Annotated in this window: 23 protein-coding genes; 10 read left to right on the forward strand and 13 right to left on the reverse strand. The window is 63.6% G+C overall.

Annotation, left to right across the window (positions count from 1 at the left end):
* Window positions 1-54: 54 nt before the first annotated feature.
* Together X733_RS143440 and X733_RS143435 are read right to left on the reverse strand one after the other, a co-directional pair.
* Complete coding sequence (locus X733_RS143440; protein ID WP_023690023.1) at window positions 55-2,850, reverse strand: [protein-PII] uridylyltransferase; 2,796 nt, start codon at window positions 2,848-2,850, stop codon at window positions 55-57.
* Window positions 2,851-2,883: 33 nt separating this feature from the next.
* A complete protein-coding gene (locus tag X733_RS143435) occupies window positions 2,884-3,726 on the reverse strand; it encodes a glycosyltransferase family 25 protein (RefSeq protein ID WP_023819525.1) in 843 nt (280 codons plus the stop codon).
* A 176-nt stretch (window positions 3,727-3,902) separates the two neighbouring features.
* Here X733_RS143435 and X733_RS143430 point away from each other — a divergent pair, with 176 nt between their 5' ends.
* The 3 genes from X733_RS143430 to X733_RS143420 all read left to right on the forward strand — a co-directional run bounded on the left by X733_RS143430 (window position 3,903) and on the right by X733_RS143420 (window position 7,775).
* Window positions 3,903-6,410, forward strand: coding sequence for a heavy metal translocating P-type ATPase (locus X733_RS143430; protein ID WP_023819526.1), 2,508 nt, complete (start codon window positions 3,903-3,905; stop codon window positions 6,408-6,410).
* Between the two features lie 43 nt (window positions 6,411-6,453).
* Window positions 6,454-6,837, forward strand: coding sequence for a DUF305 domain-containing protein (locus tag X733_RS143425; RefSeq protein WP_023819527.1), 384 nt, complete (start codon window positions 6,454-6,456; stop codon window positions 6,835-6,837).
* A 92-nt stretch (window positions 6,838-6,929) separates the two neighbouring features.
* The gene (locus tag X733_RS143420) at window positions 6,930-7,775 is read left to right on the forward strand and encodes an aldo/keto reductase (protein WP_023819528.1); all 846 of its coding nucleotides are present in this window, start codon (window positions 6,930-6,932) and stop codon (window positions 7,773-7,775) included.
* A gap of 28 nt (window positions 7,776-7,803) precedes the next feature.
* On the opposite strand, the gene X733_RS1000000167290 is transcribed toward X733_RS143420, so the two are convergent.
* From X733_RS1000000167290 to mutS, 4 genes are all read right to left on the reverse strand, one after another.
* Window positions 7,804-8,352: a hypothetical protein gene (locus tag X733_RS1000000167290; protein ID WP_023690027.1), complete on the reverse strand. Its 549-nt coding sequence runs from the start codon at window positions 8,350-8,352 to the stop codon at window positions 7,804-7,806.
* Between the two features lie 128 nt (window positions 8,353-8,480).
* Window positions 8,481-9,041, reverse strand: a complete 561-nt coding sequence (locus tag X733_RS143415; protein ID WP_023690028.1) for a TetR/AcrR family transcriptional regulator — start codon at window positions 9,039-9,041, stop codon at window positions 8,481-8,483.
* Window positions 9,042-9,107: 66 nt separating this feature from the next.
* A complete protein-coding gene (locus X733_RS143410) occupies window positions 9,108-9,572 on the reverse strand; it encodes a nuclear transport factor 2 family protein (protein ID WP_023685130.1) in 465 nt (154 codons plus the stop codon).
* A 73-nt stretch (window positions 9,573-9,645) separates the two neighbouring features.
* Window positions 9,646-12,375 (reverse strand): DNA mismatch repair protein MutS, encoded by a 2,730-nt coding sequence (gene mutS / locus X733_RS143405; RefSeq protein WP_023752996.1) that lies wholly within the window; start codon window positions 12,373-12,375, stop codon window positions 9,646-9,648.
* A gap of 164 nt (window positions 12,376-12,539) precedes the next feature.
* Between mutS and X733_RS143400 the strand changes: the two genes are divergently transcribed.
* From X733_RS143400 to X733_RS143390, 3 genes are all read left to right on the forward strand, one after another.
* Window positions 12,540-13,721: a glycosyltransferase gene (locus X733_RS143400; protein ID WP_032911386.1), complete on the forward strand. Its 1,182-nt coding sequence runs from the start codon at window positions 12,540-12,542 to the stop codon at window positions 13,719-13,721.
* A 143-nt stretch (window positions 13,722-13,864) separates the two neighbouring features.
* Window positions 13,865-16,144: an NADP-dependent malic enzyme gene (locus X733_RS143395; protein WP_023819530.1), complete on the forward strand. Its 2,280-nt coding sequence runs from the start codon at window positions 13,865-13,867 to the stop codon at window positions 16,142-16,144.
* 124 nt (window positions 16,145-16,268) lie between these two features.
* Entirely contained in the window at window positions 16,269-17,342 is a 1,074-nt protein-coding gene (locus X733_RS143390) for a sensor domain-containing diguanylate cyclase (protein WP_023819531.1), read from the forward strand.
* 71 nt (window positions 17,343-17,413) lie between these two features.
* Here the strand turns inward: X733_RS143390 and X733_RS143385 are convergent, their stop codons facing one another.
* Window positions 17,414-18,406, reverse strand: coding sequence for an adenosine kinase (locus X733_RS143385; RefSeq protein ID WP_023692653.1), 993 nt, complete (start codon window positions 18,404-18,406; stop codon window positions 17,414-17,416).
* A 215-nt stretch (window positions 18,407-18,621) separates the two neighbouring features.
* On the opposite strand from X733_RS143385, the gene X733_RS143380 reads away from it, so the two are divergent.
* Window positions 18,622-19,524: an EamA family transporter gene (locus tag X733_RS143380; protein WP_023819532.1), complete on the forward strand. Its 903-nt coding sequence runs from the start codon at window positions 18,622-18,624 to the stop codon at window positions 19,522-19,524.
* 197 nt (window positions 19,525-19,721) lie between these two features.
* Complete coding sequence (locus X733_RS143375; RefSeq protein ID WP_023746645.1) at window positions 19,722-20,423, forward strand: sulfate transporter family protein; 702 nt, start codon at window positions 19,722-19,724, stop codon at window positions 20,421-20,423.
* Between the two features lie 5 nt (window positions 20,424-20,428).
* On the opposite strand, the gene X733_RS143370 is transcribed toward X733_RS143375, so the two are convergent.
* The 6 genes from X733_RS143370 to X733_RS143345 all read right to left on the reverse strand — a co-directional run bounded on the left by X733_RS143370 (window position 20,429) and on the right by X733_RS143345 (window position 25,019).
* The gene (locus X733_RS143370) at window positions 20,429-21,427 is read right to left on the reverse strand and encodes a proline racemase family protein (RefSeq protein ID WP_023819533.1); all 999 of its coding nucleotides are present in this window, start codon (window positions 21,425-21,427) and stop codon (window positions 20,429-20,431) included.
* Window positions 21,428-21,440: 13 nt separating this feature from the next.
* The gene (locus X733_RS143365; RefSeq protein WP_023732504.1) at window positions 21,441-22,244 is read right to left on the reverse strand and encodes an oxaloacetate decarboxylase; all 804 of its coding nucleotides are present in this window, start codon (window positions 22,242-22,244) and stop codon (window positions 21,441-21,443) included.
* Between the two features lie 77 nt (window positions 22,245-22,321).
* Window positions 22,322-23,140 (reverse strand): hypothetical protein, encoded by an 819-nt coding sequence (locus tag X733_RS143360; RefSeq protein ID WP_245274483.1) that lies wholly within the window; start codon window positions 23,138-23,140, stop codon window positions 22,322-22,324.
* A gap of 176 nt (window positions 23,141-23,316) precedes the next feature.
* Complete coding sequence (locus X733_RS143355) at window positions 23,317-23,976, reverse strand: HAD family phosphatase (protein ID WP_023819535.1); 660 nt, start codon at window positions 23,974-23,976, stop codon at window positions 23,317-23,319.
* A 1-nt stretch (window position 23,977) separates the two neighbouring features.
* Window positions 23,978-24,463, reverse strand: a complete 486-nt coding sequence (gene dut / locus X733_RS143350; protein WP_023819536.1) for a dUTP diphosphatase — start codon at window positions 24,461-24,463, stop codon at window positions 23,978-23,980.
* A gap of 85 nt (window positions 24,464-24,548) precedes the next feature.
* Entirely contained in the window at window positions 24,549-25,019 is a 471-nt protein-coding gene (locus X733_RS143345; protein ID WP_023746649.1) for an Lrp/AsnC family transcriptional regulator, read from the reverse strand.
* A 114-nt stretch (window positions 25,020-25,133) separates the two neighbouring features.
* Here X733_RS143345 and X733_RS143340 point away from each other — a divergent pair, with 114 nt between their 5' ends.
* Window positions 25,134-25,388 (forward strand): DUF6356 family protein, encoded by a 255-nt coding sequence (locus X733_RS143340; protein ID WP_023685117.1) that lies wholly within the window; start codon window positions 25,134-25,136, stop codon window positions 25,386-25,388.
* Between the two features lie 15 nt (window positions 25,389-25,403).
* A complete protein-coding gene (locus tag X733_RS143335; RefSeq protein ID WP_023746650.1) occupies window positions 25,404-26,198 on the forward strand; it encodes a class II glutamine amidotransferase in 795 nt (264 codons plus the stop codon).
* The last annotated feature ends 104 nt before the right edge of the window (window positions 26,199-26,302 follow it).

Consider the following 26,302-nt stretch of genomic DNA (forward strand, 5'->3'; position numbering starts at 1 on the left):
ATTGGGACAAAGGGGATGATTGGGACAAAGGGGGTGATTGGGACAAAGTGATGGTCACTCGGCCGCCGCCTTGGCCTTGCCGCCGCGCTCTGGGACAACGCCTTCAAGCGCCGCGATCAGCCTGGCGTGGATGGTGGCGGTGCGTGCCGGGTTGTCGATCTTCTGCCCCGTAAGGTCGGTGACATAGAAAGTGTCGATCACCTTCTCGCCGAAGGTGGTGATGTGAGCCGAGGCGATGTCGAGCGAGAGATCGGACAACGCACTGGTGATTTCCGACAACAGCCCAGGCCGGTCCAGTCCCTCGACCTCGATCACCGAAAACCGGTTCGACAGCGTGTTGCGGATTTCGGCGCGCGGCGGAATCTTGAACACCTTGGCGCCGCGCCGCGGCCGGGTGCGCTTCTCGATCATCTCCGGCAGCCAGCTCTTGCCCGACAGCACGTCCTCGATCAGCCGGCCGACGCGCTCGGCGCGACGGCGCTCATCCTCGTCGCGGTCGAATTCCCGTGAGATCAGGATGATGTCCAGCGCGCGGCCGTCGGACGTGGTGAAGATCTGCGCGTCGACGATGTTGCCGCCGGCGCCGGCACAGGCGCCGGCAATAACCGAAAGCAGGCGCGGATGGTCCTGCGCCAGCACGGTGATCTCGGTCACCGCCTCGAATTGGTGGGTCCTGACCACGGTGGCGAGCTTCTTGCCTGCCGCATCGGCTTCGCGAATGAATTCGGCATGGCGCAGCTGATCGGGGAGGTCGACCGTCAGCAGATAGTTCTCGTAATGCAGGCCGACATAGCGCTTGCGGGCCTTGTCCGGCCAATCGGCCAGCGCCTCGGCCAGCCGCTCGCGCGCCGCCGCCGTCCGCTTGGCGCGCGACACTTCCGAGAAGCCGCCGGTCAAAAGCAGTTCGGTCTCGTAGTAGAGCGTGCGCAGGAGCTGGCCCTTCCAACCGTTCCACACGCCCGGCCCGACACCCCTGATGTCGCAGACGGTCAGGATCAACAGCATTTTCAGCCGCTCGACCGATTGCACGATCGAGGCGAAATCCTCGATCGTCTTGCGGTCGTTGAGGTCGCGCGTCTGCGCCGTCATCGACATCACGAGATGGTTCTCGACCAGCCAGGCGACTGTCTCGGTGTCGGCCGCCGACAGCCCCATATGCGGGCAGATGCGGCGCGCGATCCGGGCGCCGGCCTCTGAGTGATCCTCCGGCCGGCCCTTGGCGATGTCGTGCAGCAGCACCGCGACATAGAGCGCCTCGCGGCTCTTCTCTAGCCCCGGCATCAGCGTGTGCGAGAGCGGATGCACCTTTTCGCCGTCGCCGCGCTCGATCTCGGCCAAGACGCCGATGCAGCGGATCAGGTGCTCGTCCACCGTATAGTGGTGGTACATCGAGAACTGCATCATGGCGACTATTCTGCCGAAATCGGGGATCAGCCTGCCGAGCAGGCCGGCCTCGTTCATGCGCCGCAAATTAAGCTCGGCATTGCGGTCCGAGGTCAGGATGTCGAGGAACAGCCGGTTGGCCTCCTCGTCGCGCCGCAGCGACTTGTTGACCAGACCGAGCGAGCGGGTGAGCAGCTTCAGCGCATCGGGATGGAACTCCAGCCCGTGCTTGTCGGCGAACCAGAACAGCCTGAGCAGATTGACCGGGTCGCGCTCGAACACGCTGTCGTCGGCGACGTTGATGCGGTGATTGTCGACAATGAAGTCCGACGTGCCTGCCAGCTTGCGCTTGCGGCGCTGGAAGGTGAGGAAGATGCGGTTGAAGCCGGGCACATGCTTGGCCTGCTCTTCCTCGAGCGCGGCGCAGAAGATGCGGGTGAGGTCGCCGACATCCTTGGCGACGAGGAAGTAATGCTTCATGAAGCGCTCGACCGCCGACAGACCGGGATGGGTGGTGTAGCCCAGCCGTTCGGCGATCTCGCGCTGGATATCGAAATGCAGCCGTTCCTCTGGCTTGCCGGTGAGGAAATGCATGTGGCAGCGCACCGCCCACAGGAAGTCTTCGGCCTTCTGGAATTCGCGGTACTCGGCCTCGGTGAAGACACCTTTCTCGACCAATTCCTCGCCGGTGCGCACGCGATAAAAATACTTGGCGATCCAGAACAGCGTCTGCAAATCGCGCAGGCCGCCCTTGCCGTCCTTGACGTTGGGCTCGACCAGATAGCGGCTTTCGCCGGCCTTGGCATGGCGATCGTCGCGTTCGGCGAGCTTGGCCTGCACATATTCCGGTCCGGTGGTGCGCACCACTTCATGGTCGAAGCGGGTGAGCAATTCGTCGAAGAGCTTCTGTTCGCCCCACAGGAACCGCGCTTCCAGGATCGTGGTGCGGATGGTGATATCGCTGCGCGACAGCCTGAGACACTCGTCGATGTTGCGGGTGGCGTGGCCAACCTTCAACCCGAGGTCCCACAGCATATAGAGCATATATTCGACGATCTGTTCGCCCCACGGCGTCTGCTTGTAGGGCAGCAGGAACAACAGGTCGATGTCGGAGCCCGGCGCCAGCGTGCCGCGGCCGTAGCCGCCGACGGCAACGACCGCCATGCGCTCTGCGGTCGAGGGGCTTTTCACCCGGTAGACGTGGGTCGCGGCGAACTCGTAGAGGGCGCGGATGATCTCGTCCATCAGATGCGACAGCCGGGCGGCGCAGGCCGTGCCGCTGCCATCGTCCATCAGCATGCGCTCGGCAACCTTGCGGCCCTCGGTCAGCCGATCCTTCAGCAGCCGGAGCGCACCGACGCGCGCGCCGGGCTCGATGCCGCTGGCCGCCGAGATCAGCGCCGTCATGTCGCGGCGCAAAGCCTCGCTGTCGATCAGCGCGTCGAGCTTGAGGGAGATTTTTGCCATGGATTGCCGGTGGGCCTCGCCTTTGCGCGGCGTCTATAGCGCGTTTTCACGGCGCTGTGTATGGGGCGGACGGACGCGTCGGCCGCGATACCAGAAAGGGATGATCATCTCGCGCCGGAGCCGGAAGAGATCGGCGATCTGCCGCGTCAACCGCCTGGTCTCGATCCTTGCCTTGGCGGTGATTGGCCTGGGGCGCCGTTTACCTATCCCGCTTGCCACCCATTCCTCTGTTCGCTCCTGCTTGAGCAGGCTTGGCAATCTCACCGGACTGTCGCCGAGGAATTGTGCCTGCAGGCACAATGCTGGGACGAGTTGGTAAATGACCTTGTCGGACGAGGTAGCAAAACGCGGATTGAAGATGAGGTGATCGACGGGAATGCTGATCTCATTCGTTGCCGCAAGAAGGTCCCGCGCGGCCTGTCTGGACAGGATGTATCCCGCCGTACCGATATGGAGCCCGTGCAGTCTGCTCGCAGAAAAACCGTGGCCGCAGGCAACTTGCTTGCGTGAAATTACGGTCCGGTTGAAGAACGTTTCCAACTTGACGATGTCCGCATCGGCGGGAATCCAGCCCGCATCGGCAAGCAAAGCGCCGGCTTTGTCCGGGAAAACGACATCGTCCTCGAAAATCGCCGCGTAAGCATCCTCACCTGCAGCGATCGTCGACCAACACTGTTGGTGGCTGAGCAGGCAGGCAATCTCGGCGTCGGCCAGACGCAAATGCTTCTTGCCCTGCGGCATTTCGGCCAGATCCGGCCGATCTCGCGCATCGATGGCGGCGACCCGCTCGAAGGCGATGCCGATGCGGGCGAACTCCGCCGTTACATGGGCGAGGCGATCGCGAGACCGATCGAGATTGATAATCAGGCATTTCATTTGGGTGGGATCGATGCAGTGGGACGCGCGTCCATAGCATGGGAACAAAGTCGCGTAAGCGATTTTCCCTCGATGTGCGCGATGACGGCCACGATCGAAAAGTGGAAATCGCCCCTTGACCTTCCAGTTACTGGAAGCACTACCTCCTCACCCAGACAGATATAAGGCACTTTTCGATGGCGCATTCCGAGCATCACCACCACGCGGCCGATGGCAGCTGTTGTGCGGCAAAGGCTGCTGAGCCGGCCGCCGAAGCCGTGGTGCGCGATCCGGTGTGCGGCATGAGCGTCGATCCGGCAGCCGGCAAGCCGACGGCCGAGCATGGCGGCCGTCTTTTTCACTTCTGCAGCGAGGGTTGCCGTACGAAATTCGTCGCCGGGCCTGAAAAATACCTGACCGCCACCGACCCCGTCTGTGGCATGAGTGTCGACCGCGCTACCGCCAGGCATTTTTTCCGCCACGAAGGCCAGGGTTTCTATTTCTGCTCGGCCGGCTGCCGGGCGAAGTTCGAGGCCGAGCCGCAAAACTATCTCGGCGATAGGCCGGCGGCGTCGCCAGTGCCGAAAGGCACTCAATACACCTGCCCGATGCACCCCGAAGTGATAAGAGACAAGCCCGGCTCCTGCCCGATCTGCGGCATGGCGCTTGAGCCGATGGGCGTTCCCACTGGCGATGAGGGCCCGAACCCCGAACTGGTAGACTTCACCAGACGGTTCTGGGTCAGCGCGGTGCTGTCCCTGCCGCTGCTGATCGTTGCCATGGCGCCGATGCTCGGCCTGACGTTCCAGGCGTTTGTCGACGGGCGAACGATGGTCTGGCTGGAATTGGCGCTGGCCAGCCCAGTGGTGCTGTGGGCGGCCTTCCCCTTCTTCCACCGCGGCTGGGAGTCGCTGGTCAACCGCAGCCCCAACATGTGGACGCTGATTTCGCTGGGTGTGGGTGCGGCCTACCTCTACAGCGTCGTCGCCGCACTGTTTCCGGACATCTTTCCGCATCAGTTCCGTGGCCATGGCGGCACCGTCCCGGTCTATTTCGAGGCAGCTTCCGTCATCGTCGCGCTGGTATTCCTCGGTCAGGTGCTCGAATTGCGGGCGCGCGAAAAGACCGGCTCGGCCATCCGTGCGCTGCTCGACCTGGCGCCGAAGACGGCACGGCTGATCGGGGAGGACGGCTCCGACACCGACGTGCCGCTCGATGCGGTCAAGACCGGCGACCACCTGCGCCTCCGTCCAGGCGACGCCGTGCCGGTCGACGGCATCGTAACGGAAGGCCGTTCCTCCATCGACGAATCGATGATCTCGGGCGAGCCGCTGCCGGTCGAAAAAACGAAAGGCGATGCCTTGACCGGCGGCACGCTCAACAAGAATGGTTCGCTGATCATGCGCGCCGAAAAGGTCGGCTCCGAAACGACGCTTTCGCGCATCGTCGAGCTGGTCGCAAAGGCGCAGCGTTCGCGCGCGCCGATTCAAGGTCTGGCCGATCGCGTCTCCTTCTACTTCGTGCCGGCCGTCGTGCTGGTCGCGCTCGCGGCCTTTGCCGCCTGGGCGATCTTCGGCCCTGAACCCAGCCTGGTCTTCGCCATCGTCTCGGCGGTGTCGGTGCTGATCATCGCCTGCCCCTGCGCGCTCGGCCTGGCGACGCCGATGTCGATCATGACCGCCACCGGGCGCGGGGCGCACGCGGGCGTGCTGATCAAGGACGCGGCCGCGCTCGAGCGCTTCGCTTCAGTCGACACGTTGATCGTCGACAAGACCGGCACCTTGACCGAAGGCAAGCCTCGCTTGACCGATGTCGTCGCTGCCGAAGGCCTGTCTGAGAATGAATTGCTGGCGCTCGCCGCCGGGCTGGAAAAGGGCTCGGAGCATCCGCTGGCCGAGGCCATTGTCGGCGGCGCCGGCGAACGCGGCCTGACGCTCGTTGAGGCCAGTGGCTTTGACGCCGTCACCGGCAAGGGCGTATCCGGCACGGTGTCTGGCAGGAAGGTTTCGCTCGGCAACGCCGCCATGATGGCCGATGTCGGCATCGACACCGCTTCCCTGTCGGCCGAGGCCGAGGCGCTGCAGGCAGAAGGCAAGACGGCGATGTTCGTTGCGGTGGACAAAAGACTGGCCGGCATTGTCGCGGTCGCCGATCCGGTCAAGGCAACGACAGCCGAGGCGATCAGGGCGCTGCACGACAGAGGCTTGCGGATCATCATGGCGACCGGCGACAATGAGCGCACGGCGCGCGCCATCGCCAAAAGCCTTGGCATCGACGAGGTGCGCGCCGGCCTGCTGCCGGAACAAAAGGCCGCCCTTGTCGAGGAGTTGGGTGCGAAAGGTGCGGGCGTCGCCATGGCCGGCGACGGCGTCAACGATGCGCCGGCCCTGGCCAGCGCCGATGTCGGCATCGCCATGGGCACCGGCGCCGATGTCGCTGTCGAGAGCGCCGGCATTACGCTGGTCAAGGGCGATCTCAACGGCATCGTCAGGGCGCGAACGCTCGCCCAGGGGACGATCCGCAACATCCGCCAGAATCTGTTTTTCGCCTTCCTGTACAATGTGCTTGGCGTGCCGGTTGCCGCCGGCGTGCTCTATCCGCTCACCGGCACGCTTTTGTCGCCGATGCTAGCGGCGGCGGCCATGAGCCTGTCTTCGGTTTCGGTCATCGCCAACGCATTGCGGCTGCGGACGTTGAAACTCTGAGCAAAGCCCCCAGATACGAATTTCAATCAACAGGAGATCATGGATGGCCTTGGCTAAGAAAATCGTGCTTTTGATGATGGCGGCGGGAATGCTGCTTGCCGTTTTCCTCGAAAGCGTCCCGGCGCAATCCGAAGAGATGAAACACGACATGGGCGCGATGGGCGCGCAAGGTCCTTCGACCGACGGCTACAAGGCGGCGATGGACAAGATGCACACCGACATGATGATCGAATATTCCGGCGATGCCGATGTCGATTTCGTGCGCGGCATGATCCCGCATCATCGGGGCGCGATCGACATGGCCAAGGTGGAACTCGCCAATGGCAAGGATCCCGAAATCCGCAAGCTGGCCGAAGATGTCATCGCCGCGCAGGAAGCCGAGATCGCCAAGATGCAGGCCTGGCTCGCCGCCCATCCGGCGAAGTAAGGCAGCAACGGCCATGCCGGAGAGATCCATTCTGGATTTCTCTCCGTGGTTGTGATGCCATTCACATCGATTACACGGCGCCAGGAGCCCACATGCCATCGACGATAAGAGCCACCACGCTGCCTTCGGGCGAGGCCGTCCAGGTGCTGGGACAGGGCACATGGAAGATGGGCGAGGATTCCCGCCGCCGCGCCGGGGAGGTCAATGCCCTGAAGCTCGGGCTGGACCTCGGCATGACGTTGATCGACACCGCTGAAATGTATGCCAGCGGCGGCGCCGAGGAGGTGGTGGCGGAAGCCATTGCCGGGCGCCGCGACGAACTCTTTCTTGTCTCCAAGGTATTGCCGTCCAATGCCTCGCGCGCCGGCGTGGCGCGGGCCTGCGAAAACAGCTTGAAGCGCCTGCGCACTGACCGCATCGATCTCTATCTCCTGCACTGGCCGGGCAGTGTGCCTCTATCTGAAACCGTCGAGGCGTTCGAGGCGCTGAAGGAGGCCGGCAAGATACGCCACTGGGGTGTCAGCAATTTCGACACCGACGAGATGGAGGAGTTGACCGGCCTGTCGTCTGGCGATCATGTCCAGACCAACCAGGTGCTCTACAATCTGTCGCGGCGCGGCCCCGAATTCGATCTCGCACCGTGGAGCCGGCAGCGCGGCATCCCGCTGATGGCCTATTCGCCGGTCGAGCAGGGCGCGCTGGCGCGCAATTCCAGGCTGGAAACCATCGCCGCCCGCCACAACGCCACGGCAGCACAGATCGCGCTTGCCTGGGTGATGGCGCAGCCCGGTGTCATCGCCATTCCGAAGGCGAGCAGCCACGACCATGTCCGCCAGAATGTCGCCGCGCTCGATATCAGGCTGACGGCCGAAGACCTCGCCGAACTCGACCGCGCCTTTCCACCGCCGACGCGCAAGCGCGGGCTGGAGATGATCTGAATTGATTGCGGTTGGTCAGACTGGCCGTCTACTTGCTGCCCAGTCGTAGGTTTTCGATCTCGCGCGCTGCGTTTCGCACATCGCGGACACCGACAAAGCTCACTGTGGTTGTGGTTGGTTCGTCGCCCGTATCAACCGTTTCCCGGCGAAAGGTAATCGATCCTCTACCGTTCGAGCGTTCGTTTCGCTCAATGGTGTTTATGGCATTAGGGGCCATGGCAAGGACATGCCGCCACCACAAATCGCTGATGATAAGGATTCGACGGTCGGTCACGGCGTAGACCGTTCGCCATACAGCCAAAGTATTCCAGACGGCATTGCCGAGCAGGCATAGTCCAAAGCCAATAGCGACAAACCACGTGATCAGCGAGAGTGAATTCCACCCAATGTGCTTAAGGAATGGTTCGCTTAGAGCGCTGAGGAGGAGTGGAGTACAGAAACAGGTCAAGGCGATGGCAAAAATAATCGGAAATAACTGGGTCCGAAGCATACCCATAAAGGATGGAGATCCAGTCCAGCGCACGGTTTCTCCAGGTTGCAGTTCAGTCTTGACGACCTCGTGCGGAGTCCAAATCATGTGGGCAGTATCCTCACGGCAATGCTTCATGAGATCGCGCCATTTGCCTTCCCAATTTCGTTATGGATGGGCCTAGGAGGTGGCAATGAACAACTCGCATTCTGAATGCCAGACGCCCATGCAATTGGCTAGGTGGTTTCCAGCGCCGCCCGCGCTCGTTGCAGGGCGCGGGAAAACACTGCCGTGTCGTCGAAGGCGCGTGCCAGCGTGAGCGCGCCCTGGATGGCGCCGACCGCTTCTTCGGCGAGTTCGTCCGCCCTGCCAGCGCTGTGCCCGCTTCGGGTCAGCGCTTCGGCAAGATGCGCCACCCAGCGGCCGAAATAGCTTTTGATCGCAATGGCGAAGAGGTCGCGGGATTCGTCCAGCGCGAAGGCGCCGATCAGGCACACCCGGCGTCCCGAGCGGAAATAGCTGTCGGTCGCTTCGAACATCCGATCGATGCCCGTGCGAGGGTAGGCCCTGTCCTGCAACGGCACGAAGACATTCTCCTCGAACCAGCCATCTATATGGGCAATGACAGCCGCCGCCATCTCTTCCTTGCCGCCGGGGAAGAAGTGGTAAAGGCTGCCTTTGCCTAGGCCGGTCGCCGCACCGATCCGCGCCAGGCTCGCCCCTTCATAGCCGTGTTCGCGGAAAACCTCGCCGATGATGGAGAGCAAATCGGCGCGATCGGGCGCGATCCTGCGCATGCGCTAGTTTTTCCGCTTGAGCATGATCTTTGCCGAAAACCGCGACACAGCTCTAGGGATCATATTCTAAAATCCGAGTTCGGACAGGCCGGGATGGTCGTCCGGCCGGCGGCCGAGCGGCCAGTGATATTTGCGCTCACCCTCGGCGATCGGCAGGTCGTTGATGCTGGCGACGCGCCTACGCATCAGCCCGGCCGCGTCGAATTCCCAATTCTCATTGCCGTAGGAGCGGAACCAGTGGCCACTGTCGTCGCGCCATTCATAGGCAAAGCGCACCGCGATGCGGTTGTCGTTCCAGGTCCAGACCTCCTTGATCAGGCGGTAGTCGAGCTCGCGAGCCCATTTGCGCGTGAGGAAGGAGACGATCTCGTTTCTGCCCGAGACGAACTCGGCGCGGTTGCGCCAGGTGCTGTCCTGCGTATAGGCGAGCGAAACCCGTTCGGGATCGCGGCTGTTCCAGGCGTCTTCGGCAAGCCGAGCCTTCTGCGCGGCGGTCTCGGCGGTGAAGGGCGGCAGCGGCGGACGGCTCATGTCATTCTCCCATCGGCAAAGGCGATGGCGAGCATTGTACCAATCGGTACAATTGGTCAAGGCCGAAATCGGGCTAGGTTTTCCCCGCCAGCCCCTTCAGCCGGTAGAGCGCTTCCAGCGCCTCGCGCGGCGTCATCTCGTCTGGATTGATCTCACCCAGCGCTGCGCCCAATGCGTCGCTCTCCGCAGGCTTTGCCGCTTCCCGCTTCATTGCCACCGAAAACAGCGGCAGATCGTCGACCAGTCGGTTGGCCTTGCCGGAGACATCGCCTTCCTCGAGCTGATGCAGCACCTCTTTGGCGCGGCCGACCACCGCTTCCGGCAGACCGGCAAGGCGAGCGACCTGAACGCCATAGGAGCGATCGGCGGCACCCTTGCCGACCTCGTGCAGGAAGACGACGTCGCCTTCCCACTCCTTGACCCGCATCGTGACATTGTGCAGTCGCGGCAGCTTGCCGGAGAGTGCCGTCATTTCGTGGAAATGAGTGGCGAAGATCGCCCGGCAGCGGTTCTTCTCGTGCAGATACTCGACCGCCGCCCAGGCGATCGACAGGCCATCGAAGGTGGCGGTGCCGCGGCCGATTTCGTCGAGGATCACCAGCGCCCGCTCACCGGCCTGGTTGAGGATCGCGGCCGTCTCTACCATCTCGACCATAAAGGTGGAGCGGCCACGCGCCAGATCGTCCGAGGCGCCGACGCGCGAGAACAGCCTGTCGACGACGCCGATATGGGCCGATGTCGCCGGCACGAAGGAGCCGGTCTGGGCAAGGATGGCGATCAGTGCGTTTTGCCGCAGGAAGGTCGACTTACCGCCCATATTCGGACCGGTGAGCAGCCAGATGGCGCCGGCCTTGGCACCGTCTTGCGGCGACAGATCGCAATCATTGGCGACGAACGGCCCTTCGCCCGAACGGCGAAGCGCCTGTTCGACCACCGGATGGCGTCCGCCCGAGATGTCGAAGGCGAGGCTGGAATCGACCAGCGGCCGGCACCAGGCTTCGCTCTCCGACAACAGCGCGAGCGCCGCCGACACGTCGAGTACGGCGAGCGCATCGGCGCCGGCGCGGATCTTCTGCGCCTCGCCGACCGCCTCAGCCGTCAGCGTATCGAAAGCGGCAAGCTCGATGCTCAGCGCCCGGTCAGCGGCATTGGCGATTTTGGTCTCGAGTTCGGCAAGTTCCGTCGTGGTGAAACGCATGGCATTGGCCATGGTCTGGCGGTGGATGAAGCGTGCCTTGGCGCCATCGCTGCCGGTCATGATCGAATGATGGTTGGCGGTCACCTCGATGTAATAGCCCAGCACATTGTTGTGGCGGATCTTCAGCGAGCGGATGCCAGTCTCCTCGATCAGCGAGCGCTCCAGCCCGGCGATCACCTTGCGAGACTCATCGCGCAGCGCCCGCATCTCGTCGAGCTCGGCATGGTAGCCGCCGCGCACGAAGCCGCCGTCGCGCCTCAGCAGCGGCAGTTCCTCGCCAAGAGCCTGGGTCAGATGCCCGGCCAGCGCGCGCGGCAGCGCCTTTATCGCGGCAAGTGCCGCTGTCAGCTCCGCGGGCAGGACGGCCGTTCCGAACAGTTCGGCAATGGTGGCCGCCGCTTCGAAGCCGGCACGCAGCGCGCCGAGATCGCGCGGGCCGCCGCGGTTGAGCGCCAGCCGCGACAGCGCCCGCGGCATGTCGGCGACGCTCTTCAGGCCTGACCGCACCGCCTGGCAAAGCTGCGTCTCCGCACGGAAGAACGACACAGAATCGAGCCTGGCGCCGATCGCCGCCGGGTCAGTCAGCGGCGCCATCAGCCGGTCGGCGAGCAGCCTGGCGCCGCCGCCGGTGACCGTGCGGTCTATAGCCTTGAACAGCGAGCCGTCGCGGCTGCCCGACAGCGTGCGCAACAGTTCCAGATTGCCGCGTGTCGCAGGATCGATGAACAGCGTCGAGCCCTGCTCCTCGCGTTCGGGACGCGACAAAGGCGGCCGCTCGGCCTTCTGCGTCTTTTCGACATAGGCGATGGCGCCCGAGATCGCCGACAATTCGGCGCGCGAGAAGGCGCCGAAACTGTCCGGCGTCGCCACTTCGAAGAAACGCGCGATCCGCCCCGCTGCCGAAGCCGAATCGAAAAGCGACGGCGGCTGCGGGCTGGCAACGCGGCCAATGACGTCGAACACCGGCTTCAACTCGGGATCGTAAAACACCGGCTCGGCGACGATCAGCTCGCGCGGGTCGACGCGGAAGACATCGGCCAGCAGGCGGTCGGTCGTGGTTTCGGCGACGCGGAAGACGCCGGTCGAGATCTCGATCCAGGCCAGGGCGAAGGCGTCACCGCTGTTGCCGCCCTTCACCCGCCCTAGCGCCATCAGGAAGCTCGATTCCGACGGCGCCAGCAATTTATCCTCGGTGATGGTGCCTGGCGTCACCAGGCGCACCACGTCACGGCGTACGACCGATTTGCCGCCGCGCTTCCTGGCTTCCGCCGGGTCCTCGATCTGCTCGCAGACGGCAACGCGAAAACCTTGGCCGATCAGCTTTTGCAGATAGTCGTCGGCCGCATGCACCGGCACGCCGCACATCGGAATGTCGTTACCCTGGTGCTTGCCGCGCTTGGTCAGGACGATGCCCAGCGCCTTGCTCGCCTTTTCGGCGTCGTCGAAGAACAGCTCGTAAAAATCGCCCATGCGGTAGAACAGCAGAGAATCCGGGTTCGCCGCCTTGATCTCGATATATTGCTCCATCATCGGCGTGACGCTGCCGACGGGCGCAGGCGGTGTCACCTCGGGGGCGTCGGTTTCTGCTGAAGTGTGCATGTTCATGCCGCACGCTAGCAGATGTGGGTGCGGGGTTTAATGCCGGCGGCCCGAAAAGCAGGGGACGACCGGCCTCGACGGCGGCTTGTGCTCCCTCTACGCCGGGTGAAGCCGTTGGTTGCTTCGGGCGCCAACCAGACCCTATGATCGCCATGGCGGGGATAAGCGGCATGGATCAGGACAAACAGGAGGCGTTCGAAGAGCTGGTCGGTCCGGCTGGATCGGCGCTTGAGCGCCTGCTGCTGTTGGCGGCGCGGCGCGTCCACCGCACCAAAGGCAAGCTCAGGGGGACACTGCGCAAGCGCGTCCCCTTCCTCCTGCCGACACGCGGGCCGCTGTCCGATGTCGATGGCGGCATCGACATGTCGCTGCATGTGCTCAGCCGCGACCCGCTGGTGCTCTATGTCCCGATTGGCGGGTCGCGGCCGCTCTATCCGCTGGCAGCGCTCGGCCGGCGCCTGGCGGCGCGCCGCGTCACCTTCCTGACGATGCAGACCTGGACCATGGAGCGGCCGGCTGTCATCGCCCGGATGGGCCGCGATCTCGCCTGGTATGCCGGCCGGTTTCCGCTGCACGAAATCATCTTCCTGTGCAACACCGAGGAAGAGCGCCGTCTCATCGCAGCTGCGGGCGGCAATGCCATCTTCTCCAACCACAATCTGATGGTGTCGGAGGATATATTCCGGCCGCTGCCGGACGTGCCGGTCGAATTCGACGCGGTCTACAATGGCCGCATCTCGCCGATCAAACGCCATCACCTGGCCTTCGACATAGAGCGGCTGGCCCACATCACCTATTCGATCGGCGAATTGCCGCCGGTTGCCGCCCGCGCCTTTGTTCGGCGACTGCAGGCGCGTTCGCCGCTCCACCAGATCGCCAATCCGCTCGTCGACGGCTGGCCGGGCAAGCTGACGGCGCAACAGGTCAACCACGTCTACAACCAGGCCGCCGTCGGGCTGTGCCTGTCGGCCGTGGAAGGAGCGATGTACTCCTCGATGGAATATCTGATGGCCGGCCTGCCGATCGTCAGTACGCCGAGCCTTGGCGGTCGCGACGTCTATTTCGATCCGGATTATTGCATCGTCGCCGATCCGGAACCGGCTGCCATTCGCCGCGCCGTCGAGACGCTGCGAGATCGTGCCATACCGCGTCAGCACATCCGCCGCCGCACGCTGGAGAAGGTTCACGCCCAGCGCATCGAACTCATGGCGTTCCTGACTGCATTGCTGCGGCGCAAGGGAAGCCGTGCGCCACCCATCGAGACGTGGCCTTTCCCCGGCACAGACGGCATGATGCGTCGGGGAACGGTGCGCGAAATCGCTGCCTTCGTCAGCGAGCCAGCGCCGACGTGACGCCGTTCGACCTTGGGGGATTTCGCTGCGGGCGTGAAGATCGCTTGGCGGTTTACAGCGGTGGCGTGTAGCCTTAATTCGGAAGTTTCAAAAACACGCACCCGTCTCAAGGGGGCGACACCGGCGAGGAAATCAAAAGCATCATGGCCAAGAAAACCGAAAATAGCGGCCCCTCCGTCAGCGCCGAGGAGGCGCTGGAATTCCACGCCATGGGCCGCCCCGGCAAGCTGGAGATCGTCGCCACCAAGCCGATGGCGACGCAGCGCGATCTGAGCCTCGCCTATTCGCCGGGTGTCGCGGTTCCTGTGCTGGCCATTGCCGAAGACCCCAGCCGCGCTTTCGACTACACGACGCGCGGCAACATGGTCGCCGTCATCTCCAACGGCACCGCCATTCTCGGCCTCGGCAATCTCGGCGCGTTGGCCTCCAAGCCGGTGATGGAAGGCAAGGCGGTGCTGTTCAAGCGCTTCGCCGATGTCGATTCCATCGATCTCGAGGTCGACACCGAGGATGCCGACGAATTCGTCAATTGCGTGCGCTTTCTCGGCCCGTCCTTCGGCGGCATCAACCTGGAAGACATCAAGGCGCCGGAATGCTTCATCATCGAGCAGCGGCTGCGCGAACTGATGGACATCCCGGTCTTCCATGACGACCAGCACGGCACCGCCATCATCTCGGCCGCCGGGCTGATCAACGCGCTGGAGATCACCGGCCGCGACATGAAGACCACGAAAATGGTCTGCAACGGCGCCGGCGCCGCCGGCATTGCCTGCATCGAACTGATGAAGGCGATGGGTTTCGCCCCGGAAAACATCATCTTGTGCGACACCAAGGGTGTCGTCTACCAGGGCCGCACCGAAGGCATGAACCAGTGGAAGTCGGCGCATGCGGTCAAGACCGCCACGCGCAGCCTGGCCGAGGCGCTGGATGGCGCCGACGTCTTCCTCGGCCTGTCGGCCAAGGGCGCATTGACCACCAGGATGGTGCAATCGATGGCCAAGAACCCGATCATCTTCGCCATGGCCAATCCCGACCCGGAGATCACGCCGGAGGAAGTGGCCGAAATCCGCACCGACGCCATCATGGCCACCGGGCGTTCCGACTACCCCAACCAGGTCAACAATGTGCTGGGCTTTCCCTACATCTTCCGCGGTGCGCTGGATGTCAGGGCCACCACCATCAATGACGACATGAAGATCGCCGCAGCGAGAGCGCTGGCCGACCTGGCGCGCAAGGACGTGCCCGACGATGTCGCCGCCGCCTATCAGGGCAACCGGCCGAAATTCGGCCCGAACTACATCATCCCGGTGCCGTTCGATCCGCGCCTGATCTCGGCCATCCCGCTCGCGGTGGCCAAGGCGGCGATGGAGTCGGGCGTCGCCCGCAAGCCTATCCTCGACCTCGACCGCTACGCGCAGGAGCTGTCGGCCCGCCGCGACCCGATCGCTTCGACCTTGCAGCGCATCTACGATCGCGTCCGCCGCCAGCCCAAGCGCATCGTCTTTGCCGAGGGCGAGGAAGAACAGGTGATGCGCGCCGCCGTCTCCTATGTGAACCAGAAGCTCGGCACCGCGATCCTGCTCGGCCGCGACGATGTAATCAAGGAAAACGCCAGGCACGCCGGCATCGACCTGAACAAGCAAGGCATCGAGATCATCAATGCCAGGCTTTCGCGCCGCAACGGCATCTACACCGATTATCTCTACGAGCGCATGCAGCGCAAAGGCTTCCTGTTCCGCGACTGCCAGCGGCTGATCAACAACGACCGCAACCATTTCGCTGCCTGCATGGTGGCGCTGGGCGATGCCGACGGCATCGTCACCGGCGTCACCCGCAACTATTCCACGGCGCTTGACGATATCCGCCGCGTCATCGACGCCAAGCCCGGACACCGCGTCATCGGCGTCTCCATCGTGCTCGCGCGGGGCAAAACAGTCCTCGTCGCCGATACCGCCGTGCACGACATGCCCAATGCCGAACAGATCGCCGACATCGCCGAAGAGGCGGCGGGATTTGCCCGCCGCATGGGCTACGAGCCGAGGCTCGCCATGCTTGCCTATTCGACCTTCGGCCACCCGCAGGGCGAACGCTCCGAGCGGGTGCAGGAAGCGGTGCGTATCCTCGACAAGCGCCGCGTCGATTTCGAATATGACGGCGAGATGGCCGCCGACGTTGCATTGAACGCCCGTGCCATGGCGCAGTATCCGTTCATCCGGCTGACCGGCCCGGCCAACGTGCTGATCATGCCGGCGTTCCACTCGGCCTCGATCTCGACCAAGATGCTGCAGGAACTCGGCGGCTCCACCGTCATCGGCCCGCTGCTGGTCGGCTTGAACAAACCGGTCCAGATCGTCTCGCTCAACGCCAAGGATTCGGACATCGTCAACATGGCTGCGATCGCGGCCTATAGCGCGGGAGCCTGATTGGCGGCAAAATCGCCAACGCATAAGAGATTGATAATATTCGGCTGCTATAGGGAACGTTCTCGCCCCCTATGGCCTTATGGCATTGGCGGCGCGCTCAGACCGCCAAAACGGGGGTGCGGCCATGAAGCATGACACGGCATCTGTGGTCGGCCAGGGGGTCTATCACGACGAGCGCCTGGATGCGCTGCTGAGCATCACCGGCCGCATGGACGGTTATCTCTACCGTTGCCGCAACGATGCGTCCTACACCATGCTCTACATCAGCGACGGCATTTTAACCGTCAGCGGTTATCGGCCGAGCGACTTCATTCAAAATGCCGTGCGCGACTATGTCTCGGCGATCCACCCGGATGATCTCGCTGCGGTCTATGCCGCCGTCGATACCGCGCTCGAGGCGCGCTGCAACTGGAACGTCGACTACCGCATCGTGCCACAGGTCGGCGAGCCGCTCTGGGTGCGCGAGATCGGAGGCGGGGTCTGGAATGGTGCCGGCGAACTCGAATTCCTCGAAGGTTTCGTCGTCGACATTAGCGACCGTAAGGTAGTCGAGGATCTCAATGCCGAACTGCTGCTCGAACTCAAGGCCGCCAATGAGGAACTCTCCGTACAAAAGCGCGAGATCGAGCTGGCCAAGCAGCAGAGCGATCATTCGGCCAACCACGATGCATTGACCGGCCTGCCCAACCGGCGCGCCTTTCACAACGAGCTGAGGTCGGTGATCGACCGCTGCGACAGCACCGGCCAGGCGGCCGGCCTGCTGTTCATCGACCTCGATAGGTTCAAGAAGGTCAACGACACGCTCGGCCACGAGGCCGGCGACGCGCTGCTGCAGGAGGTGGCGGGTCAGCTTCGCACCATCCTGCGCAGCGCTGATTTCGTGGCGCGGCTCGGTGGAGACGAGTTCGCATTCCTGTTTTCAGGAGAGGCTAGCCGGGCCCGACAGAAGGCCATGGGCGTCGCCGAACGTATCCTGGAAAAGCTGCGGATCAAGGTGCCGACGCCGAATGGAGCCATCCATGTTGGTTGCACCGTTGGCGTCGCCATCTACCCGGCGGAAGCGTCCGATTCGGAGGCGCTGATAACGCTCGCCGACCGACTGATGTACATCGGCAAAAAGAGCGGCCGCAACCGGCTGGTCACCGCCGGGGCTTTGGAACCCGGGCCTACGTCCGACGACCTTCGCCGCACCGCCTGAGCGGAGCGCCGGACAGCCTGATCCGGCGGGAACCCCTCATCTGGCTCGGCGCTGCGCGCCGAAAGACGGCCCTACAGCAACCCCGCCAATTGGGCCGCGCTGCGCAGGTTTTGCCGCGGCCGTGGCCCGAGCTGCTGGATCACCAGCCCGGCGGCCAGCGAGCCGAGATCGCCGCAATCCTTCAGGCTGCGCCCCGAGGTGTAGCCGTAGAGGAAACCGGCGGCATAGAGGTCGCCGGCGCCGGTGGTGTCGACCAGTTCGCGGATCGTCGTCGCCTGAATGGTGACGGTCTCGTCGCCGCGCACGATCACTGAGCCTTTTTCGGAGCGGGTGACGGCGGCAATCTTGCAGTCTTTGCGGATAGCCGCCAGCGCCTCGTCGAAGGATTTTGTCTGGTAGAGCGACTTGATCTCGTGGCTGTTGGCAAAGACGATGTCGACAGTGCCCGAGCGCATCAGCTCGAGGAACTCGTCCCGGTAGCGGTCGACGCAGAACGAATCCGACAACGTCATCGACACTTCGCGCCCGGCCTCGTGTGCGAGCTTCGCCGTCTGCCGGATCGCCTCCTTGGCGCGCGGCGGATCCCACAGATAGCCCTCGAAATAGGTAACCTTGGCGCCGGATGCCTTGTCGGCCTCGACGTCTTCCGGGCCGAGTTCGACGCAGGCGCCGAGATAGGTGTTCATCGAACGCTCGCCATCGGGGGTGACGAATATCATCGAGCGCGCCGTCGGCGGCTGTCCCTCAAGCGGCCTGGTGTCGAAGGCAACGCCCTGGGCATGGATGTCATGGGCGTAGATTTCGCCGAGCGGATCGTTCGACACCTTGCCGAAGAAGGCGGCGCGGCCGCCGAAGCTGGCGACGCCCGCCGCCGTGTTGCCGGCGCTGCCGCCCGAGGCCTCGATCGCCGGCCCCATGCGGCTGTAGAGCAGCTCGGCGCGCTTGGTGTCGATGAGGTTCATCGCACCCTTGATGATGCCGTTGGTCTCGAGAAAAGCGTCGTCGCACTGGGCGATGATGTCGACAATGGCATTGCCGATGCAAAGCACGTCAAAATCCGGCATCAATGTCTCCGCCTCGGAACCTGCCGGCTTTCTGCCGCGCCCGGGCGGGTCTACAGCATCACCCCGAAAAATGGCAACCGATTTCCATCCTTTGCCGGCCCAAGCCGGCGCGCGCGCCTGGGACGAGGCTCCATCACAGTTCGACCGTGGCCGAAGCATCTGACCGCCGGGTCGCCTACAAGCTTGGCCTCAAATCAAGCGCTGGAAGCACCCGCATGCAAGCAAAGACCGACATGACCACCGAACTGGCGCTGCTTGGCGTGCTGGCCGCCCTGTGGGGCGCGTCCTATACCTTCATCAAGATCGGTGTCGAGACGATCCCGCCGATATCCTTCATCGCTGCCCGCACCTTGATTGCCGGCGCCATCCTGCTCGCGCTGATCCGCTGGCGCGGCCTCGCCATGCCCAAGGACAGCGCGACCTTGTGGCGGTTCATGGTCCAGGCCTGCCTCAACAGCGTCGTGCCGTTCACGCTGATCGCCGCCGCCGAGCGCTCCATCGACGCCGGTCTGGCCACCATTCTCAACGCGACCTCGCCGATCTTCACCTTCCTGCTGACCGCGCTCATCACGCGCCACGAAACCGTAACCGCACGCAAGCTGTTCGGTGTCGGTGCAGGCATCGCCGGTATTTGCCTGATCGTCGGCACCCAGGCGCTTGGCGGGCTCGGCCATCAATTGTGGGCGCAGCTTGCCGTCATTGCCGCCACGGTCTGCTATGCCGGCGCCGCCATTTTCGGCCGCGGCTTTAGGGGACTCGACCCGATGCTGCCGGCCGCCGGCTCGATGCTGTGCGGCGCGGTCATCCTCGTCCCCTTGAGCCTGGCCTTCGACCGCCCGTGGACCCTGTCGCCTTCAATGGCGTCGATACTGGCCTTGTTGGCATTGTCGGTGTTCTCCACGGCGCTGGCCTTCTGCATCTTTTTCCGCCTCATCCACACGCTTGGTTCGGTCGGCACGACGTCGCAGGCCTATCTGCGCGTGCCGATCGGCGTCGGCATCGGCGTCGTGTTTCTCGGCGAAAGCATCGGGCCGACGGCGCTCTGGGGCATGGGCTGCGTCGTCGCCGGCGTTGCGGCAATGACCATCCCAGCCCGCTCCCGGGCGCTGGCGCGCTAGATCATGATGAGATTTGGTTGAAATCTCATCATGATCTAACCCTTTGTTGGAGTATGATCTTTTCCAAAAACCGGTACCCACTTTTTGGGATCATGCTCTAGTTCCCGTCCGGAATTGCGCCCGCTCCGGCAGGCTTGCGGCTGACAGGGTCTCAGCCTATGTCGAAGATATCCGTTCGTTCCTGGGGGTGAAACGCCGTGATCTTCAACGCTGCCCGCGCCGCCTTCAGCCGGCTGTTTTCTCCCGAATTCCGCGCGGTTTTCCTGAAGACGCTGGGCTTGACCGTGCTGGCGCTGGTCGCGTTGTGGTTCGTCTTGACCGGGCTTGTCGATTGGCTGGCGCTGCCATGGGTTCACTCCTTGCTGCCCGGCCTGCCGTCCTGGGCCGGATGGCTGAGCGGCATCATCGCTGCCATCGCGCTTGCCTTCGGGATGGCGCTGCTGATCGCGCCGGTGACGGCAATCGTGGCCGGCCTGTTTCTCGACGACATCGCCGAAGTGGTCGAGCGCACCGACTATCCGGCCGATCCCGTCGGACGCGCCATGCCGGCGCTGCGCTCGCTCGTGTTGTCGGTGAAATTCTTCGGCGTCGTCATCCTGGGCAACATCGTCGCCTTGCTCCTTCTGTTGGTTCCAGGCGTCAACATCGCCGCCTTCTTCATCGTCAACGGCTATCTGCTCGGACGTGAATTCTTCGAATTCGCCGCCATGCGCTTCCGCCCGGAAGATGAGGCGAGGGCGTTGCGCCGGAAATATGCCGGCACCGTCTTTCTGGCCGGGCTGCTCATCGCTGCCTTCCTCGCCGTGCCCCTGCTCAACCTGCTGACGCCGCTCTTTGCCGCCGCCATGATGGTGCATCTGCACAAGGCGGTCGGCGCGCGGGAGAGCGCCGGGCGATAGGCCTATCAACGCAGAAGAAAACCGCGTCCCAATTCGTCATCCGGCTCGACGGTGAATTCCGCCCGGCCCGAATAGTAGGCGCGGCCGCCGACGCGGGCGATGATCGCATCATGCGGGCCGGCCATGGTCGTGCGCGCCACCGCTCCGGAAAAGCGCGAGCCGGCGATGCTTTCGAAGGACCGCTCCTGACCAGGGTTGATCTCACCCTTGGCATGCATTGCCGCCAGCCGCGCGGTGACGCCGGAGCCGGTCGGCGAGCGGTCGACCTCGGCATCGGCAAAGACGCAGATGTTTTTCGTTGCCTCGCTGGAGAACGCATCTCGTCCATCGGTGAGGATGGTGCCGTAGAGGAAAGCGAGATCGGCATGGTCGGGATGCGATAGAGGGAACTCCGCCTTCAGCCGCTCGGTCAGCGCGGTTGCCGCGTCGACGAAATCGCGCACCCGGCTGCGGCCGAACTCCAGGCCGAATTGATGGCAGTCGGCCAGCGCGTAGAAGGCGCCGCCATAGGCGATGTCGAACGCAATCTTGCCGTATCCCCCCAATTCGATTTGTTGGTCATGGGCAAACAGAAAGGCCGGCACGCTTTCGAACGACACCGATCCCGCTTTGCCGTCCTTGACCTCCACCGAAGCGACGACCAAGCCGCACGGCGCCTCGATGTTGACCATGGTGATTGGCTCCTGTTTCGCCACCAGGCCTTCGTCGACGGCGTAGCGGCCAAGCGCAATGATGGCGTGGCCGCACATCGTCGAATAGCCCTCGTTGTGCATGAACAGCACGGCCAGCTCGGCGCCGGGCAGGTCGGGCTCCACCAGCAGCGCGCCATACATGTCGTAGTGACCACGCGGCTCGAAGACCAGCAGCTTGCGCAAATGGTCGAGGTGGTCGCGCACATAGGCGCGCTTTTCCAGGATCGTGCCTTTGGGAATGTCTGGATAGCCGCCGGTGACGATCCTGAGCGGCTCGCCGCCGGTGTGCATGTCGACGACGGTGAGCGTCATGCGCCGGGACCCCCTAGCCTGAGGATTTGGAAAACAGCGCCTGCAATTTGCCGAACGGGATGGCGGCCCGGGTGAAGCCGAACGTGCCGTCCTGCTGGATCTCGCGCGCCGCGGTTTCCAGCATGCCGAAGGCGAAATTGGTCAGCCACGGACCGAGCGAGATGCGCTTGACCCCGGCCATGGCAAGGTCGGCGATGGTGAAGGCCGGGAGTGCCATGACATTGACCGGCCTGCTCACCGCCGAGCAGATGTTCCGGATGGTCTCGACATCTTTGAGGCCGGGCGCATAGAGCACATCGGCGCCGGCCTTTTCGAAGGCCTGCAGCCGCTTGATCGTGTCGTCGAGATCCGGTTTGCCCCAAAGGAAATTCTCGGCCCGTGCGGTGAAGACGAAATCATGCTTGAGCGCCCGTGCGGCCTCAGCAGCAGCTGCAACGCGCTCGACGGCGTGTGAAAACTCATAGATGGGCTTGTCGGGATCGCCGGTATGGTCCTCGATCGAGCAGCCGGCGAGACCTGCCGCTTCGGCCGCAAAAACCGTCTCGGCGGCACTCGTCGCGCTGTCGCCCTTGCCTTTCTCGAGATCGGCCGACACCGGCAGGCTGGTCGCCGCCGTCAGCTCGCGGCAATGGTGGATCATCGCCTCGAAGGTCACTGCGCCATCGGGCAGGCCGCGCGAGAAGGCAAAACCGGCGCTGGTCGTCGCCAGCGCCTTGAAGCCGAAGGAGGCCAGGAGCTTGGTCGTGCCGACATCCCAGGGGTTGGGCATGACGAAGGTCGAGGCGTGCAGGTCGCGAAAGATCTTGCCCTTGTCCATGAGTGCTCCCTTCAGATGCGGAAATGCCGGCAGATTCTATCGTGCAGCAATGCACCGGGCAAACAAATGCGGTTGGCTCAGAAGCGTTTGGCGTTCTCTCCTGCCAATTTGTCCAGCGCATCGGAATCCTTGACGTAGTGCAACGTCTTCTTGTCCCAATGATAGGTAACGGAAATTGTGTGGGCTTCAGGCTTGGGCGGCTGGTCGTCGCAGCTCTCGCCGTTGAGCACCGTGGCGTCGGTCACCGTCACTTTGACCGCGGCATAAGGCTGTCCGTCAGCGATCGTCTGGAAAGCAACATCCTGCTTGCGGCTGTAGGCGCACAGGTTCTCATCGAAGGTGAAGATCATGTCGATCAGTTGGAATTTGTCGTCGCGCACCATGATCAGCGGCGTGATCGCGTAGTTTTGGCTTGAATTGAAATGCGCGCTCATGGTGATCACGATGTCGTCGTTCGGCCCAACGGAAAGCTTGCCCGGTTCACGGAAATAGGTGCCGCGGTCGAGCGCGACATTGACGACGTCGAGCAGCTTCGGCCTGTCTGTGATGTCGTAGAGCGCCAGCACGGCATAGCCTTCGGCGCTGTCGGGAGAGTCGCCGAGGTCGTAGAGCATCGCCAGCCGGTCCTTACCCCCGGCCTTGATGGCGAGCACGCCGGCGTTGGAGAGGCCCGATGTCTCAGGCGGCGAACCGCCGCCATCCGGTCCCTCGATGTGGCGCATCTCGATCGGCAATCCACCCCGGTAGAAACCGTTGCTGTCACCTGCGAGGCCGGGAATGACCATCCTTGCGAGGTCCAGATAGGTCACATCCATGTGACCGGGGATGGCGCTGCCGAATTCCGGGAAGCTGACGGCTTGCGCGCCGGCTGCGGTCCAAAGCCACGGCAGCAGCACAAGCGCTAGAGCAATTTCAGGAAAAGTGTGTGCGGTTTTCCGGCCGGAAATTGCGACAAAACAAAAAGATAGAGCGGTTCGCCGTTTCCATGAAACGGTGAAACGCTTTAGGATGGAGCGAAGCAGGTTCGTTGGCATGGGTGCCTCAGGCTGGCCGCGCGGAACCTAACACAGCTTCAGTGGATCGGCACCAGCCCGGCAAGTTCGCGCATGTCGTCGAACAGGACGCCGCCGGCGCTGGCCAGGCCATCGCGGTCGGAATAGGGATCGCCATGATAGGAATAGACACGCATGCCGGCGGCAATGCCGGCCTGCGTGCCGGCAACGCTGTCCTCGATGACGATGCAGTCGGCCGACGCAAAACCCATGGTCTTTGCCGCATGCAGGAACAGGTCCGGGAACGGCTTGCCGCGGCTGACCATGGTCGAAGAGAACATGGCATGCTCGAACAGCGGCAGCAGCCCGGTCTGGCCGAGCGTGATGTGCATCTTCGAGATACGCGCGGAAGTGGCGACGCAATAGGGAATGCCGGCCGCGCGAACCGCCTCGATGAAGTCGCGCACGTAGGGGATCGCCTCGACGCCATGCGCAAACAGATCGGGCAGGCCGGCATTCCAGCGATCTACGAAATCGGCGCCGAGCCACACCGTGGTCGTCTCTTCGATTTCCTTCTGCACCGAAGCCATGCTGCGGCCGGAAAAATATTTGCGGCAATATTCGAATGTGGTGGGATAACCGGCGGCAACAAACCACTCGGCAAGCCGCCGGTTGGCAAGGTTCTCGGTGTCGACCAGGATGCCGTCGCAGTCGAAGATGACCAGTTTCGGTATGCTCATTTCAGGCGGTGCCGGTCGATCCGAACCCGCCCGCGCCGCGCGTCGTGGCGCCAGCCAGCGAGCGCTCCTCAACCGTCACCTGCGTCACCGCGGCAAAGACGATCTGGGCAATGCGCATGCCGCGCGTCACCGCGAAATCCTCGTCGCCAAGGTTGATCAGCAGCACCTTGACCTCGCCGCGATAGTCGCTGTCGACCGTGCCCGGTGAATTGAGGACGGTCAGCCCATGCTTGAAGGCAAGGCCGGAGCGCGGCCGCACCTGGCCTTCCATTCCTTCGCGAATTTCCAGGATCAGACCGGTCGGCACCAAGGCGCGCTTGCCAGGCAGGATCAGCAGCGGCCGGTCTTCCGGCACCGCGGCGCGCAGATCCATGCCGGCGGCGCCGGTGCTTTCATAGGCGGGAAGAGGAAGTCCATCTCCATGCGGCAACCTGACGAAGCCGACAGTGGGACCAATGACGGAGGAATTTTGGAAGGCTGCGCGCATAAAATCGATCCTATCGGCGCGAACGGCGATTCGGTCAACTCGTCCGCAGGCCTATCAACGGCTTTCTTTCAGGCGGCAGTGTGACCTAGCGCAATTCCACCGGAACGACGGTCGTCTCCTTGATCTCCTCCATGACGAAGGAGGCCGAAACGTCCGACAGCGCCACCTTGGCGATCAGCCGCTGATAGAGCCGGTCATAGGCCTTCATGTCAGCAACGCGGGCGCGCAGCACGTAGTCGAGATCGCCGGACATGCGATAGACCCCGGTGATCTCGGGAAAACCGGTCACCGCCGCACGGAACTTCTGCAGCCAGTTCGGGTCATGATTGGAGGTGCGGATCAGGATGAACACCGAAAGTCCGAGCCCGAGCTTGTCGGCATCGACCAGCGCCACCCGTCCGGTGATGACGCCGTCCTCTTCCAGCCGCTTGACCCGGCGCCAGCAGGCGTTGCGCGACAGCGACACTTTTTCGGAGAGCTGATCGACCGACAGTGTGCCGTCGCGTTGCAGCTCGGCCAGCAATCTTCGGTCGATTTCATCGAATTCAAGCGCCATGTTGGGATGAATGTCCCGAACGACGGCGTTAGACAAGGACAAATTGAGACCGATGAACCTTTACCCCGTGGCAGGATACCCACATCGGGGCTTATCCCGGCAGGAGGGATCACCATGACGACGCTGTTTTCGAAGCTGTTCACCTCTCACCCGGCCAAGGTGGGCGAGACCTATTTCAGCCATATGGCCTTTGCCGCCTGGTTCTGCTCGCGCCTCCTGATGGCCGCTGGTGCGGCACTCGTTCACGCTTTCTTGCCGTTTCTCTTCGAAACTACGGCAAGCCGAATCGTTCGCGAACTCTATGAACGGACGCACAACAGAGGCTCGCACGCGGTCAAGGAGCCCCAGGCTCTCTTGGATCGCGCCTAGGATTGGTTAGAAGCGATGTGCCGATGGGCGGCCTATCTGGGTGACGCGGTCTTCCTCGAGGACGTCGTCACCGCGCCTTGCCACTCGCTCATCGCCCAGAGCCATTGCGCCCAGGAAGCCAAGTCGCCGACCAATGGCGACGGTTTCGGCCTTGCCTGGTATGGCGACCGGCCCGAGCCCGGCCTCTACCGCGACATCCTGCCGGCCTGGTCGGATCCCAATCTGAAAAGCCTGTGCCGGCAGATCAAATCCGGCCTGTTCCTCGCCCATGTCAGAGCGTCGACCGGCGGCGCCACCAGCCGCATGAACTGCCATCCCTTCATCTCCGGCAGCTGGTCGTTCATGCACAACGGCCAGATCGGCGGCTTCGAAAAGATCCGCCGCGCGCTGGAGAACTCGCTCTGCGACGCCGTCTTCGACCAGCGCGAGGGCACCACCGATTCCGAATTGTTTTTCCTGCTGATGATCGACGAGGGTCTTGCTGGCGACCCGCAAGGGGCAGTATCGCGCGCCACCGCCCGCGTCATCGAGGCATCGCGCCGCGCCGGTCCGGAGCCAGCCTTGAAACTGACTGCGGCCTTTTCGGATGGAAAGGCGCTGTATGCCGTGCGCTATGCCAGCGACGATCACGCGCCGACGCTGTACACGTCGGTGCGCAATGCCGGCCGTTGCATCGTGTCGGAGCCTTTCGATCGCGAGGGCGGGGAATGGCAGGCCATCCCGCCCGCGAGTTTTGTGACCATTACGGGTGATGGGATGAGCATTCGGCCGTTCGTGCCGGTTGTGGCAAGGCTGGCACTGGTCGTCTAGGCCCTAGTCTAGGCCGCATTCCTTCGCGCCCCCCCTCTGTCCTGCCGGACATCTCCCCCACGAGGGGGGAGATTGGAGGTCACGGCGGCCTTCGCCAATTTTCA

It is taken from the genome of Mesorhizobium sp. L2C066B000, from assembly GCF_000502335.1.
Classification (GTDB): Bacteria; Pseudomonadota; Alphaproteobacteria; order Rhizobiales; family Rhizobiaceae; genus Mesorhizobium.